Origin of the sequence: Streptomyces sp. ICC4, assembly GCF_003287915.1 — a bacterium.
Classification (GTDB): Bacteria; Actinomycetota; Actinomycetes; order Streptomycetales; family Streptomycetaceae; genus Streptomyces; species Streptomyces tritrimontium.
This window is the reverse complement of sequence record NZ_CP030286.1, coordinates 2,560,720-2,574,228: the sequence shown is the minus strand read 5'-3', so window position 1 is coordinate 2,574,228 and position 13,509 is coordinate 2,560,720. Positions and strand designations below refer to the sequence as shown.

Sequence of the window (13,509 nt, the reverse complement as noted above, 5' to 3'; positions counted from 1 at the left end):
GGGGCTACAGGCTGAGGTGCGGACCTTCGGCAACCGGGTGAGAAGGAGAACGCTCCCGCGCGCGTAGAGGCGCTCGGCGGTGCAGGCTGGGCCCGACCGGCAGACGCCGACGATGGGAGCAGCATGCGATCACTACGGGGAGCACGGTCTCCGGGAGCAAAAGGGCGCAGGATCTCAGGGCGCGGGGCCGTGCTGGTGGCCCTGTCCCTGCTGATCGCGACACCTGCGGCGGCGGCGGTCACCTTCAACAACTACATGTCGGGTACGTTCGAACCGCAGGAGGCGTGTTTCACCAAGGTCGCGGGCAGCGACACCAGCCCGGCCGGCTCGACAGCGGTGCCCAGGGTCCAGCTCGACCCCAATGCCACCGTGACCACCACCGCCGGCACGACCGTCGTGCAGGAGGCCATGTACGTCGTGGGGTTCGCCGGTGACACCACGCTGTTCCGCGACGCCGTACGGTTCGTCAACGGCTGTGACTACGACATCGACCTCCTCCTCCGCGTCGAGACGGACCCCGCCGGGAGGGGCCCGCTGACCGGCAACTGGTCCGACCGCAACGTGAAGGTCTACCTGTCCACCCAGCCGGCCCAGGTCACCGCACCGTTCTCCAACGCCGCCTGGGACCAGTCCCCGCTCAACCTGGCCAACGCCGCCCCGAGCCCCGGCGACAGCGCCGGAGCCGCCGGACGGGTCATCAACGCCACCACCGGGACCGTACGCGTACCGGCCGGACAGCAATTCCAAGGCGGTGTGAGCGTCGACTTCGGTACGAGCGCCCACGGCGCGAGCACCGTCTACTGGACCGCGGTTGCCACGAAGGCGCCCACCACGTCCACCAGAGAGAAGGCACCCGACCACAAGGAGTGAACCGGCAGCGGCCACCCATGCCCCCTTTCGTGTTGATCTGACGGCCCGCCCGCGTCGTAGCCCCCGCCACCAGCCGGTCGGGGGCTACCGTCGCGGGCAGGTTCGATCAGCATCCGCGCCGACGACGGGAAGGGGGCGACGTCGGGGTGCACAACGGGACTGGCCGACAACCCGTTCACCCAACGCCGCCTCGGCCACAGCACGATCCGGTCGGCGCCAGGTGTCGCGGCGGGGCCTCCCGGGCTCTGTCGGCCCCAGCACCCCGTAACACCGTCAAGGCCGCAGCGGGATGACCACGGCACGCATGGTCCAGCCGCCGGCTCAAGCGGACCCGATCGGGCCGCAGGGCAACTACGCGGCCTTCGTCCGCAGCGCGACAGCCGCCGCCATCACGCTGCTGGCCGTCAAACTCGCCGCAGAACTCATCCCCGTACTCGCGCAAGGCGTCAACGTACGCATCGGCACCTGGGGCCACATCCTGCCGCGCCTTGAACTGGACATGAGGCCGGACGCGTTCGCCGACCTGCTGGCCACCTCAACCCTGGCCATGGCCGTCACCGCCACTGCCGCACTGGCCCTGACCCTCTGCCTGACCCGCTTCCCGCCAGCTATCACCGCGGGCTGGTGCCTCGGCCCGCCCATCACCCTGCTCACCCAGCTGGCCGAGCTCGCCCGCGACGACATGGCCGGGCCCTGCACCGCACAACCCCAGCTCGCCTGGACCCTGTACACCTCCGGCACCGGCATCCTGCTGGCACTCCTATGGCTCGCATCCCTGCGACGCCCGGCATCCCAGCCCTGAGACCAGTCGGCCCGGAAGTGTCAGCACTGCCATTCGTACTCGTCTTCCTCGCTCTCCCAGCCGGCCGCGTCCGGGGCGTCCAGCAGGCCGTCGGCCTCGCCTTCGCTGAACTCATCAGGTTCCACGGGCCCAGCATCTCCCGAGATGGCGCCAACGACCCGGCCGCGCTCGGGACCTGCGTATGTGTCACCGGGGTGGAGCGGTACGCATCCCAGCCTCAGCCGACGCCGTAAATCCTGCTACCCAGCGCGTGAGCGAGGGCCAGGGCGTGCGCATGGCGAGGTGAGAGGGCTCACGGTCGTTCGAATCTTCGAAGAAGGGGAGTGAGGTGTCCGGTCTGGGCGGTACCGGGCGGGGATCTGGCGAAGAAGTGCGGGACCGCTTCACCCCTTGCGAGGCCCGGGGATCAGCGGCTCGAAGTTGGTCCGGAGATGGCTCAGAGTGCTGATCTGGAGCGTCGTGGGCGAGTCGAGGTTTATTGGATATTGCTCATACTTGAGGGGGAATCACAGCCTCCGCGGTGGTTCGCCAGGGATTTGGTGGGCAACTCTGATCTCGCGACGTCGTCACCACGAGACCGAGGCGGTCGGCCAACTGCCTTGGAAACAGCCGCACTTCTGGTTCCTGGAGGAATTCACATGGCAAGCATCCGTACCGCCCGCGTCATCGCCGCCGTCGCAGCCCTTCCGCTCGCCGCCGCCCTTTTCACAGGCGTGGCCCAGGCGGACAACGGCGCCTTCGCCAACAACGGATCCAACGCGAGCGTGGCCAGCATCATCGGCAGCGGGGTGGGCGGCCACAACTTCGGCAACTCCTCCACCTCCCAGCAGGTGGCCACCGGCTCCGGCGCGTCCAATCAGAGCAACACCGCCCAGGTGAACGGGTCCGCCTTCACTGCGATCGACCAGTCCAACACCAACGTGGCGGTGAACTTCTACCCCTGGTGGTACTGACCGGACCGCGGCCCTGGGAGGGGCTGCGGACAGGGGCGAGGGGATGAGTGGGTGACTGCCTGTGCGACGGGACTGGCTGGGGTCCCGTCGCACAGGCAGTTCTGCGCCCGGCTTCGCACCCCACCGGAGATCAACTGCGGGCGCCCGGGGCTGTCGCGGCTGGATGACCACATCGTCCTCGTCGGTCATTGGCCGGCGGGGTGGTTGGTCAGGGCGCAGGAACGGCGCCGAGCTCGGGGACATCCTCGCCGGTGTGCTCGGTCCACCAGCTCGCGAACACCGACCGGTGACAGTACAGATCGGGCTTCTTCGCCAGCTGTTCGAAACAGAGCAGGACAAGCAGCTCGTTCTCATCGGCGCCCAGTTGGCGGAGCAGTTCCCGCGCGCTGTCCCGGATCGCCTCGACCCCCAGGCTGTCCAGTTTCTGGAGGTAGACGGGGGCGAACCGCTCCAGCGGCCACGTGATCTGTTGCCGGTCGGGGAAGAGCAGCGGCCACTTGCTGGTCCCGGGCAGGGGGTAGGTGAGGCGATACCTCGGGTATCCGTTGGAAATCCGGACCGGTACTCCGCCCGTGGTGGATTCGTATTCGGGGAATGAGCAGGTGGCAAACGGCACGGAGCGGCCTCCTCGCGGTCCTACGCAGGCCGGCGTCGGCCCTTGGGGGGCATGGGCGAGCATCAGCTCGGCATCGCAGCCCCAGCCGGGTTGGCGTTCCGTCCGGCGGCACCTTCGTGACGATAGCCCTCGGCCGCGCTCGTCGCATGTCGGCAATCCGGCGACGTCGTCGCGTGGAGTTCCCCCTCTGATCTGGACTGCTTCCTCCGGGACCCATACGTCCCAGTATCAACCTGTCCAGATCAGAGGGGGAACTTCAGAACCGGAGGTCCCCTCGTTACCGCGCAGGAGCGGTATCGAGGGGACCTGGGGTTTGGCGCGGGTAGTGCTGTGTCAGTGCGCCGTGCCGGTCTGCCAGAGCAGGGTGCCGTCGCCGGCGTAGATGGCCACGTTGCCGTCCTCCTGGATGTGGAACCTGGAGTCCGCGTTGCCGCCGACGGTGCGGGACCTCCACACGCGCTGGTCGGCCTTGTTGTAGATGACGAGGTTGCCGTCCTCCTCGAAGGCGAGACGTACGCCGCCCTGGCGCGCGGTGTTCGATTCCCAGCGGGACGCGTTCTTCTCGTCATAGACGACGAGATTGCCGTCCGGCTCCAGGACCAGCCGGGCCTTCGCCGTGGTGACCGGGGTCGTGATGGTCCAAGGGGGGTAGACGATGGCGGTGCCGTTTTTGCCCAGCTGGCCGATCCCGCCGCGACCGCCACCGCCCTGCTGGCCGCCGCCCATGCCACCGCCCGGTTGGCCACCGCCCATGCCGTCGGTTGTCAGTTTGCCTTCGGCGAGGAGTGCGATGGTGGTGAGTGAGGGGGCGAAGGCGTAGACGGCTCCTTCGGTGCGTACGAATTGCTGGAAGCTGAGGTTTTGGCCGTTGAATCTGACGGTGGTGTCGGGGCCGACCATGGCGTCGCGGCCGACTGGCGGTTTGCGGTCCAGGGGGAAGCCGGCGTTGTTGATCCAGCTCTGCTGGATGAACTCGAACTGGCGTACCAGGTCGGACTGGTAGGTGATGAGGAGCAGGCCGCGGGCGGCGTCCGCCCCGTGGCCTCCGCCGGCCGCGGGGTCGAAGGGCCGGCCGTAGGGGATGCCCCGCCGCATGATCCGTCGGCTGTCGAGCCCGTCCAGTCCCTCGAACGGCTCGGGCTCCTCGCCGGGCCTGAGCGCCAGACCGTCGCGGGGGTTGGTCTTGCGCAGGTGGGACCACAGGGGGGTGAGTTCCCCTTCGAGGTCGTTCTTGTAGCTGATGTCGTTGTCCGACGCGGCTTCCGCGTCGTTGGGTGAGTCCGCGAAGGGGCACTTGGTGATCGGGGTGCCCGAGGTCCAGCGTCCCACGACGCGGGCGGCCAGCCATTCCTCGGTGGCCTCGGGGGGGACGGCCTTGGCCTTCTTCAGTTCCTTCAGCCGTGCCCGGATCTGCGCCCACCAGCTGGGGACGTCCTGGCCCAGGCGCCGTACGACGTGGAAGGAACCGTTGCTCGCCCATGGCGGCAGGTCGTTGGGGCGTCCGCCGACCCTCTCCTCACCGATGACGAACTCACCGGCCGGGATGAGCCGGGTGCCGGGGTGCCCCTCCTCCCATTGCGGGTTCTTCGGATCGGGCTTGTCGAAGCCGCGTACGGCCGGCTCGCTGACGCCGTCCTTGAAACCGAAGTGCTCCTTGCCCCGGCGGGTCCCCTCCAGGGTCGCCCCGTCCTGCTCGAAGACGATCGACAGCCGGTGCATCGCGGCTTCCTGGCGCTCCTGGCTCAAAGCCGCGCGCAGGTCCTCGATGCGGTCGGCCGCGATGGTGAGCACCGCGTGGACCGGCTGCTGCCCCTTGCTGTTGCCGAAGAGCCAGTTCTCCGGGGAGTTCTCCTCCCCGAGATCAAGTACTCCCGCTCGTGCCGGGTGAGCCGGGCCCTGGGCGAACGCACCGAGCGTGCTGTCCTCGGGCGCCGGCGGATACAGCTCCTTGCCCACCAGCTCCTTCATGCCCGGATAGGTGAAGCTGACACCGCGCCAGGTAGCGGTGAGGTTCTTGGGGTCGTCCCCGCCCGAATTCTTGCGGGCACGGCTGAACTCGGCGTTGAACGTCGCCACCTGCCTGGTCGTGGCGATCCGCGGCCGCAACCGCTTCAACCACGTCCGCGCCATGTTCTGATCCCCGAACCTCAGGAACAGCAACTGCATATGGTCCTTCTTGAACCCGGCCAGGATGTCACCCTGAATCTCCCTGCTCTCCCGCAAAGGCAGACCGGTCATCGCTGTTGTCGTCACTGCCTAACTCTCCGCTCCGAGCTGAATCCACTTGGCCATGCTGGGCACGCCCTCCTCGTTGAGCAGGAAGAGCATGTAGAAGCCGGGCGGGGCCGCGGCTGCCGACGGCGGGGCCTGCAGTTCGATCGCCCGGCCGCCGCGGCTCTTGATCCGCAGCTCAAGGTGGCGCTGGCTGGTGTTCACCGAGTGCGTCGCGGTCGTGGGCGCGAGCAGGACGGCGCGCTTGACGTCGTCGGGTGTGCTGCTGAACACCACCCACTTGCCGTCGTAGGCGGGCGCGCTGGACGTCATGGACGACAGGTCGGGGCGACTGCCGTTCTTCAGGTAGGCAGGCTCGTAGATCTCGATGCTGCCGTTCATGTCGTCCTTGATGTTCGGGTCGTTGGCGATCTGCTGGAGCTCATCACCCGTGATCATGATCCGGCCGTCGGGCATGACCACCGCGTTGGAGTGGTAGCCGCGCGGCAGTCGCTGGACCGGGCCGAGCCTCCAGTCGCCCTCCGCGTTCCGCGTTTCGATCTGGCGGTACTTCAGGTCCGCGTTGGGGTTCTTGTCGCCGTTGCCGTAGTCGCGGATGTCGAAGGCGCCATTGACAGTGAGCAGGTCGCCGTCCGGGAGGAGGAGGGTGTTGTCCTGCGTACGGCCGAAGGCCCGGGGCGAGGCGGTCTTCCACTTGCCGCCGGAGAGCTGGTACGTGTTCGGGTCGTCCCGGTCCCCGCCGAGGATCAGTACGGAGTCCGGGCCCCTGAACCCGCCGGGCAGCGGAACCGCCGAGCCGTAGTTGCGGAATTCGGCCTTGTCGGGCCGCGCGGGCAGGTCCGACCGGGTCTCCTTGACCGGGTCGAAGAGCCACTGCTGGTCGCGGTTGCGGCCGAGTCCGTAGATCTTGCCGTCGCGCAGCGAGAACAGATGCGGGTAGTCCCTCTTGAACGGGGCGTCCACCTTGAACCGGTCCACCGGGACGTCTCTGGGGATGTCGGTCGTGCGCGTCGGGGACAGACGGCTGCCGGGACCCATTTTGGCCGGGAAGCGCTCCACGATCGGGGTGGGAGTGCCCCAGCCGAGCTCGGACTGCCCGGACATGATCAGCTGGCGGCCGTCGGCGCCGGTGACGACCGACGGGTACCAGCGGCCGACCGCCATGTCCTCGTTCATCGCCCATGTCTCGGTCCACGGGTCGAAGACCAGCGACAGCTTGGCGCCGGTGCCGCCGTTGCCGCCGAGGTTGCCGCCGAACACCCCGAGCATGCCGTTGGGCAGGAACGAGTGTCCGGCGCAGAAGAACGGCGCGGGGCGTGAGACGTTGAGGCCGTCCGGCATGTTGACGGACGGCGGCGTGACCTTCGTGAACGCGGCCGGTCCGGTACCCAGCGCCGGGTTCCACAGGTACGCGCGGCCCGCGTTCTCCTTGCCGATGATCTGGGTGGGCGCGGGCTCCTTCGTGGGATTGGTCTCGATCCGTTCGAAGGAGAACAGCAGCACCTTGCCGGTGGGCAGCTGGGCAATGTGGGCGGCGAAGTCGGGAGAGTCGAAGTACTCCTTGAACTCGCCGAATTCCCTCGGGTCGAAGGCAGCGTTCGCCGCTGCCTGCGATTCGGTGAGCGCCTTGAGGCGCGCCGTGCGGGTGGTCTGCGGATAGTCGTCGAGGGCTTGGGCCAGCTGCCGGGTCGTGGCGTGGGCCTGGGCGTGGTCCTTGCCGAGGACCGTCGCCTCGTCGGGCTCGACGTCGGCCTTCGCCCCATGGCCGTCGTGGACAACGGCAGCCTGGTCGTGCGCGACGGACGGCGCGGCGGACAGAAGGGTTGTGCTGGCCAGGGCGGAGATGACGGCACAGGCCGAGATCACCGCAGACAGTCGCTTGCGGGACATTGGGCTCCTCGTAGCGGGGGACACTGTGATCGCTGACAGTGACAGATGACCACAAGGAGTGACAATGCGCACGTAAGTACGGCGAGTGCACGGTCAGGCCCACCCGTGTGGGCCGCTGGGAAGCCGGCTTGTTCGCGGCCTCGCGCGAGCCGGGGCGGGCGACGTTGCACTTGTGCCGACCGGGCATTCTTCTGCCGAGCGGGTGATCGTCTGGTCGGCCGTGAATATCTGTGGGGCGCGCGGGCAATCACGGGTGGGCGACCCGGCCGGTTGTCCCTGGGACGGGAGAGACGTTCCGAGAGCTGCTGTTGCCCCGAGGCTCCGCGGCCGCGTCGACTGGAACGGTGCCCAACGACAACCCCAGGGAGAACCGCGTCATGCCTGCTCCTGTACCCCCCATTGGCCCTGCCACCGACGTCGACAGCATCCCGGTCCACGTCCTGAGAGTGTTCACCGACGAGGAAGGCGGCTTCGGCAACCCGCTCGGTGTAGTGCTGCACGCCGAGGGCCTGGATTCCGACCGCCGACAGCGGATTGCCGCCGAGCTCGGCTACAGCGAGACGGTCTTCGTCGACGACCTCGACCGAGCGCGACTGCAGATCTTCACTCCCGCCGTGGAGGTGCCCATGGCCGGCCACCCACTGGTGGGCATCTCCTGGATGCTGACCGAGGTGACCGGCCGTCAGCCCGAGGTGCTACGGCCGGTCCACGCGTCAGAGGTGACGACCTGGCGTGCCGCCGACGTCACCTGGATCCGCGCCCGGCTCAGCGACGCTCCGCCGTGGGAACACATCCAGTCGGCTGACGCGGCGGCCGTCGAGGGGCTTCCGTCACCTGCGGCGCCCGAGTACGACGCCACCCAGATGAGCTTGTACGCCGACAACTGGGCGCCCGTCCTGCCCGTCGCCGTCGAGAACGGTGTGCCGCCCCTCGCTCCTGGCACCGGATACCTCGATCGACATGATCGCGACCGCCGACATCGGCGCGTTCGTCGCAGGCTCCCTCCTCCATCCATCCCAGGGCCTGCGGGTCAGGTCCGTCGCCGGACCGCAGCGGTACTCGCCCCAGGACATCGCCTCAACGCTGGCCGAGTTGACCGTCTTCAGGGCGTCCCCGATGGAGTGGCACCCCTGAGGACCATGAGAGGCCATCCGATCCGGCCCCCGGAATGCCGTGCTTGATCGCACGCCGTGCGCGGGAACGCCATTGCCGGATCACTCAAGGGTGATGGGACCGTCGGGTAGCCAGCCGTCGAGATAGCCGTCAACCAGGGTTGCGGTGGTGTCGAGATACGGTTCCCGCAGGAGGGGGCCGAGGGATGCGCGCGGTGTCCACACCGCAATCCGGTCGGGCCGACCGGCCCGGACAGGACCCCCAGGTGGGGAAGGGCCTGCGCGGGCAATGAAGACGTGCTCCTCCACGCGAGCCAGGAACGTGCCCGCCGGTGGAGGCGCCCAGCGTCGCCCTACGACGGTTCCCCATCGCATGTCCCGATCGCCGAAGCGGCTCGCCGCGAGCCGGGCGGCCGCCTGGCTGTACGGCTCCAGCGGCTGGACGGTGCACTGCGGCAGTGCCCATCGCCATGGCGAGGAAGCAGGCTGGGGAAACAGCGCAACCCGCTGGGCGTCGTCGATCGCGACAAGGGTGACAAGGCGGCTGAAGCGAGGAGCGGGAAGGCGCATAGGGACAGCGTCGTCATCGGCTGCACAAATAGCCACCCGGGCGGGCCGGACGGGCGCTGTCACGCCCTGGTGAGGCCCCTTCGGAGTTCAACGAGGTGATCACTGCGCCCTGACCCTTCGTCTCGCGGCTGGACAAGCGCGGGCAAGGCTTACGTGCATCTGGCATCTACCTGGGAAATCGCATTTCCGGGACTGGGAAGCCCGCTCGGAACCTCCGTGTATCCCCAGCTCACCCCCACCCGCGAACGGCCCACAAACGACAGTTCGCGAGTAGCTCTCGTGGACGTCATGAGATCCCGTCCGGTCGGAAGACCGGGCGGGATCTTCTGCGTTCCCGGACGTCCGGCCGGCGGGCCCGTGCACCGGTGCGGAGTTCAGAGCGCGGTCTGAGGTCCGGCACCGGCACCGGCCGGCGGGCTACGCGGGGTTCAGCGGCTTCGTCATGCAGCGGCTGGAGTCGTGGAAGCGGTAGTGGCCGAACTTGGCCGCCGCCATGGCGTAGCCCTCGGAGAGGTAGAGGGCGATGGCCTCCGGCTGCTGGTCGCCCGTTTCCAGGACCATGCGGACGCGGCCGGCCGCGCGGGCGTCCGCCTCCAGGGCGGCCAGGATGCGGCGGGCCAGGCCCAGGCCACGGGCCTCGGGCACCACGTACATGCGCTTCAGCTCGGCGTCGCCGTCCGCGTAGCCCTCCTCGCCCTGCTCCTGGCCGCGCCAGCCGCCGCTGGCTATCGGCGCGCCCGAAGCGTCGTAGGCGAGCAGGTAGAGGCCCCTAGGCGGGGCGAACATCGCGGGGTCGAGGAAGGTGACATCGCCCTCGCCCTCGTAGCGCTCCTGGTACTCGATCTGCACTTGGTCGTTGAGCTTGACCGCGTCCGGGTGGTCGTACGACACGGCGCGGAGCTGGATCTCCTGAGACATCCGAACATCGTACGGAACACGCCCGTGTGATGCGGCCCGCGCCGAGGCTCAGGCCAGCGCACAGTGGGCACCCCTCGGGGGTCGCGTGCTACTTGCCCTTGAGGATTTGATCGACGCGTCCAGTCGAGAGGCTGAGTTGCTCGCCGATCTCTCGCAGCTTGAGTGTCTTGCGTAGCTCGGTCACCTCGTCCGCGCGGATTTTTCGCAGGTCCGCTTGTCCGTCCCGAAGGGCACCAAGGAGTTCGGTTGCGGCGACGGCACGCCCTACCCCAGCGGGCATGGCGCGCACGGCTTCGATGGCCGCTCGGAGCAGAGCGGCAGGGGCCTTTGTGTCCATGTCATAGATTCTAGCCCCCTTGAATATTTTTCTAGGGCTCTATAAAGTGGTCGCCCGGGAGGGTGTCGCGAGGGAGCCGACGCGACGTGAGTCTCAGCAAACAAGGGAGGGGCGCACATGATGCGTGCACTGGTCCGCCATCGAGAGGGCCGGCGGAGCGAACCGGGCGGGGTCGGCTGGTGACGGCACTGGCCGACGTCGAAATCCCTGACGGCCCGCCCAGGCTTGAGCCCTACGTCGGCTACATCCGGGTCTCGACGTGGAAGGAAGATCGGCAACCCAGCAGGTCGACGCCCGGACGGCAACCGGCCGCCTCCAGCGGGGCATCCTGTTCGAGTTCGCGGCCTACGAGTCCGACAAGCTTGGCGAGCAGTGGCGCGAGACTCACGATCACCGCCGCTACAAGCTGGGGCTTCCCGCGACCGGCCGGCCCCGCGCCGGCTACGTCTGGCATCCGCGCCGTCTGCCCGACGGAAAGGGCGGTTGGACGGTCCAGAAAGAGCGGTATGAACCCGGCGGTGGTGGCGACGGGGCCGCGTACGCGGAGGCATACCGCCGGTACGTCGGAGGCGCTTCGTACTACGCCCTATGCGGTTGGCTCAACACGCACGGGTACCTGACCGTGCGAGGCAACCCGTGGAGCGTCCAAGTCCTCACGCGCTACATGGACTCCGGATTCGCGGCTGGCCTGCTCCGCGTGCACGACACGAAATGCACCTGTGAGCACACCAACAACTGCCCGAACCACATCTTCATCCCCGGCGCCCACGAGGAACTCATCGCGCCGGAGCTGTGGCAGCAGTACCAGGAAGAGCGAGCGAGGAGGGGGAGGAGAATGCCACCGGGCTCCGTCAAACCGCTGTACCCACTCACCAACCTTGCCAAGTGCGATCACTGCCGTGGTACCGCACCGGTGGAGTCGGGGGAGCGCAAGGGGTTGGACGGACGGAAGCAGCTCATCCGTGGGTACTCCTACTGCTGCGGCCGACGCTCGGTAACGAGCACGCACGGGTGTTCCGGCTTCTGGGTTCGACGGTCCATCGTCGAGGCCGACCTGTACGACTGGATCGCCCGCGAAGCCGCGGCCGGATTCGACGCCGCACCGGCCGTCCCGCATCAGCGCCCGACGGAGCAGGACGACAGAGTGCGGGCAGCCAAGGAACGTGTCCGCTTGCAGACCACGCTCGACAAGCTCGCCGCAGGCCTCACTCGGCTGCGCGCCGATCACGCCATCAACCCGGACGACTACGCAGAAGGAGAGTACGAATCGGCCCGTGACCGTATCAAGGAGCAGCAGAACGTCACGACCGCCCTCCTCGAAAAGGTCGCCGGAGCCGAGGCAACCCCCGATCGAGCAGACTTCGAACCGCTGATCTTCGGACTGGCGCAGGAGTGGGACAGCCTCCTGAACGCTGAAAAGAACGCCCTGCTCAAACAACTCGTTCGCCGAGTTACCTTTCGCCGACACGACGGAGGGGACGTCGTAGTGGCCATTCACCCTCTGTGGGAACCGGACCCGTGGGCCGGCGGCGATGAGACGTCCAGCCTTGCAGAGGCCCCCGAGGGGTAGGCTGCTTCCGTTTTGTGCGATGTGGGGAGCATGTCTTGATCACTGTGACGTCCGTGAATGTGAATGGGATCCGCGCCGCCGCCAAGAAGGGGTTCTCCCCGTGGCTGGCCGGATCGGACGCCGACGTCGTCTGCCTGCAGGAAGTGCGGGCCGAGGAGGGGCAGATTCCGCAGGAGGTGCGGGAGCCCGAGGGGTGGCACACCGCGTTCGCGCCGGCCGCCGCCAAGGGGCGCGCCGGGGTCGCGCTCTACACGCGCCGGGAGCCGGAGCGGGTGCAGGTGGGATTCGGGAGCGCGGAGTTCGACGACTCCGGGCGGTACCTGGAGGCCGACCTGCCGGGCGTCACCGTCGCCAGCCTCTACCTGCCCTCCGGCGAGGCCGGGACCGAGAAGCAGGACGAGAAGTACCGGTTCATGGCGGAGTTCCTGCCCTACCTGCGGGACCTCAAGGCGCGGGCCGCCGCAGACGGGCGGGAGGTCGTCGTCTGCGGCGACTGGAACATCTGCCACCGGGAAGCCGACCTGAAGAACTGGAAGACCAACCGGAAGAACGCCGGCTTCCTGCCCGAGGAGCGCGAGTGGCTCGGCGAGGTGTACGACACCGCCGGGTACGTGGACGTCGTGCGCGGCCTGAACCCCGACACCGAGGGGCCGTACTCCTGGTGGTCCTACCGCGGGCGGGCCTTCGACAACGACGCCGGCTGGCGCATCGACCTCCAGGTGGCCACGCCCGGGCTGGCCGCCAAGGCCGTCAAGGCCTTCGTGGAGCGGGCCGAGACGCACCCCGAGCGGTGGTCCGACCACGCCCCCGTGACCGTGGTCTACGAGCTCGGGGTCTGACCGGGGGGCTGCGCCGGCCGCGGCGGGCGCAGCCGGTCCATCGCCATCGTGAGCTCGGCCTCGACCACGCTCTTGGCCAGGGGGCGCAGCCGCTCGACCGCCTCCTCGGAGATGTGCGCGGAGATGAGCTCCGCGAACAGCACCGCCATCGCGTCCGCGTGCTCGCGCACCCGGCGGCCCGCCTCCAGGACGGCCGCGAGGGGCACGCCCTCGCGGACCAGCGCCGAGGAGACGTCGAGCAGCCGGCGGCTGACGTGGACGATCTCCTCGCCGTCGGTGGCGAGGTAGCCGAGGTCGAGCGAGGCCGCCAGGTTCTCCGGGGTGACCTCGCCCTCGAAGTAGTCGGCGAGGGCCTCGGGCGACAGCCGGACCGGGGTCTCCTCCGACCAGCCCATGCCGAGCAGCTCGCCGAGCTGGCCGACGTCGCGGCCCTTCTCGAAGGCGACGGTCAGCTCGGCTATTCCGCCCAGGGTGTGGCCGCGCTCCAGCAGGGCGGCGACGGTGCGCAGCCGGGCCAGGTGGTGGTCGTCGTACCAGGCGATGCGGCCCTCGCGGCGGGGCGGCGGCAGGAGCTTGCGCTCCCGGTAGAAGCGCAGGGTGCGTACGGGTATGCCGGCGGCCTCGGCCAGCTCCTCCGTGCGGTATTCGCGCACTGTGGTCCCTGCTCCCGTTGATCGCGCTGCGTCCTGCGCTGCGTCCTGCGTCGCGTTGTCCGGCACGTGCGCAGCCTAGGGCTTGGGGCCGTACCCGCAGTAACTTTCCCGGCGCGACCCCTACCCATGAGTACGGAGCTGCTCTAC

12 protein-coding genes are annotated in these 13,509 nt (G+C 68.7%); 6 read left to right on the top strand and 6 right to left on the bottom strand.

Annotated elements, in window-relative coordinates; all coding sequences use genetic code 11:
* Nucleotides 1-189: 189 nt before the first annotated feature.
* The 3 genes from DRB89_RS12055 to DRB89_RS12045 all read left to right on the top strand — a co-directional run bounded on the left by DRB89_RS12055 (nucleotide 190) and on the right by DRB89_RS12045 (nucleotide 2,625).
* Nucleotides 190-870: a hypothetical protein gene (locus tag DRB89_RS12055; protein ID WP_112448293.1), complete on the top strand. Its 681-nt coding sequence runs from the start codon at nucleotides 190-192 to the stop codon at nucleotides 868-870.
* A gap of 289 nt (nucleotides 871-1,159) precedes the next feature.
* Nucleotides 1,160-1,672, top strand: a complete 513-nt coding sequence (locus DRB89_RS12050; protein ID WP_162688550.1) for a hypothetical protein — start codon at nucleotides 1,160-1,162, stop codon at nucleotides 1,670-1,672.
* A 638-nt stretch (nucleotides 1,673-2,310) separates the two neighbouring features.
* Nucleotides 2,311-2,625: a hypothetical protein gene (locus tag DRB89_RS12045; protein WP_112448291.1), complete on the top strand. Its 315-nt coding sequence runs from the start codon at nucleotides 2,311-2,313 to the stop codon at nucleotides 2,623-2,625.
* 208 nt (nucleotides 2,626-2,833) lie between these two features.
* Here DRB89_RS12045 and DRB89_RS12040 read toward each other — a convergent pair whose 3' ends face one another.
* The 3 genes from DRB89_RS12040 to DRB89_RS12030 all read right to left on the bottom strand — a co-directional run bounded on the left by DRB89_RS12040 (nucleotide 2,834) and on the right by DRB89_RS12030 (nucleotide 7,363).
* Complete coding sequence (locus DRB89_RS12040) at nucleotides 2,834-3,241, bottom strand: hypothetical protein (RefSeq protein ID WP_112448290.1); 408 nt, start codon at nucleotides 3,239-3,241, stop codon at nucleotides 2,834-2,836.
* 333 nt (nucleotides 3,242-3,574) lie between these two features.
* On the bottom strand, nucleotides 3,575-5,479 hold the full coding sequence (locus DRB89_RS12035) for a Dyp-type peroxidase (protein WP_239516097.1): 1,905 nt from the start codon (nucleotides 5,477-5,479) through the stop codon (nucleotides 3,575-3,577).
* Between the two features lie 18 nt (nucleotides 5,480-5,497).
* The gene (locus tag DRB89_RS12030; protein ID WP_112448288.1) at nucleotides 5,498-7,363 is read right to left on the bottom strand and encodes a galactose oxidase early set domain-containing protein; all 1,866 of its coding nucleotides are present in this window, start codon (nucleotides 7,361-7,363) and stop codon (nucleotides 5,498-5,500) included.
* A gap of 344 nt (nucleotides 7,364-7,707) precedes the next feature.
* Here DRB89_RS12030 and DRB89_RS12025 point away from each other — a divergent pair, with 344 nt between their 5' ends.
* The gene (locus tag DRB89_RS12025; protein ID WP_204357689.1) at nucleotides 7,708-8,544 is read left to right on the top strand and encodes a PhzF family phenazine biosynthesis protein; all 837 of its coding nucleotides are present in this window, start codon (nucleotides 7,708-7,710) and stop codon (nucleotides 8,542-8,544) included.
* A gap of 918 nt (nucleotides 8,545-9,462) precedes the next feature.
* Here DRB89_RS12025 and DRB89_RS12020 read toward each other — a convergent pair.
* Both DRB89_RS12020 and DRB89_RS12015 read right to left on the bottom strand, forming a co-directional pair.
* The gene (locus tag DRB89_RS12020) at nucleotides 9,463-9,963 is read right to left on the bottom strand and encodes a GNAT family N-acetyltransferase (RefSeq protein ID WP_112448286.1); all 501 of its coding nucleotides are present in this window, start codon (nucleotides 9,961-9,963) and stop codon (nucleotides 9,463-9,465) included.
* Nucleotides 9,964-10,051: 88 nt separating this feature from the next.
* Complete coding sequence (locus DRB89_RS12015) at nucleotides 10,052-10,300, bottom strand: hypothetical protein (RefSeq protein WP_112463265.1); 249 nt, start codon at nucleotides 10,298-10,300, stop codon at nucleotides 10,052-10,054.
* A gap of 259 nt (nucleotides 10,301-10,559) precedes the next feature.
* Here DRB89_RS12015 and DRB89_RS12010 point away from each other — a divergent pair, with 259 nt between their 5' ends.
* Nucleotides 10,560-11,870, top strand: coding sequence for a recombinase family protein (locus tag DRB89_RS12010; protein ID WP_112448285.1), 1,311 nt, complete (start codon nucleotides 10,560-10,562; stop codon nucleotides 11,868-11,870).
* Between the two features lie 35 nt (nucleotides 11,871-11,905).
* Nucleotides 11,906-12,709: an exodeoxyribonuclease III gene (locus DRB89_RS12005; RefSeq protein ID WP_112448284.1), complete on the top strand. Its 804-nt coding sequence runs from the start codon at nucleotides 11,906-11,908 to the stop codon at nucleotides 12,707-12,709.
* Here DRB89_RS12005 and DRB89_RS12000 read toward each other — a convergent pair.
* Nucleotides 12,691-13,362: a MerR family transcriptional regulator gene (locus DRB89_RS12000; protein WP_112448283.1), complete on the bottom strand. Its 672-nt coding sequence runs from the start codon at nucleotides 13,360-13,362 to the stop codon at nucleotides 12,691-12,693. The genes DRB89_RS12005 and DRB89_RS12000 overlap by 19 nt on opposite strands.
* Between the last annotated feature and the right edge of the window lie 147 nt (nucleotides 13,363-13,509).

What these genes read in the sequence shown, in the direction of transcription:
- DRB89_RS12030 (WP_112448288.1), bottom strand. Translation starts at nt 7,363, where the DNA reads ATGTCCCGCAAGCGACTGTCTGCGGTGATCTCGGCCTGTGCCGTCATC.
- DRB89_RS12015 (WP_112463265.1), bottom strand. Translation starts at nt 10,300, where the DNA reads ATGGACACAAAGGCCCCTGCCGCTCTGCTCCGAGCGGCCATCGAAGCC.
- DRB89_RS12020 (WP_112448286.1), bottom strand. Translation starts at nt 9,963, where the DNA reads ATGTCTCAGGAGATCCAGCTCCGCGCCGTGTCGTACGACCACCCGGAC.
- DRB89_RS12035 (WP_239516097.1), bottom strand. Translation starts at nt 5,479, where the DNA reads ATGACCGGTCTGCCTTTGCGGGAGAGCAGGGAGATTCAGGGTGACATC.
- DRB89_RS12050 (WP_162688550.1), top strand. Translation starts at nt 1,160, where the DNA reads ATGACCACGGCACGCATGGTCCAGCCGCCGGCTCAAGCGGACCCGATC.
- DRB89_RS12045 (WP_112448291.1), top strand. Translation starts at nt 2,311, where the DNA reads ATGGCAAGCATCCGTACCGCCCGCGTCATCGCCGCCGTCGCAGCCCTT.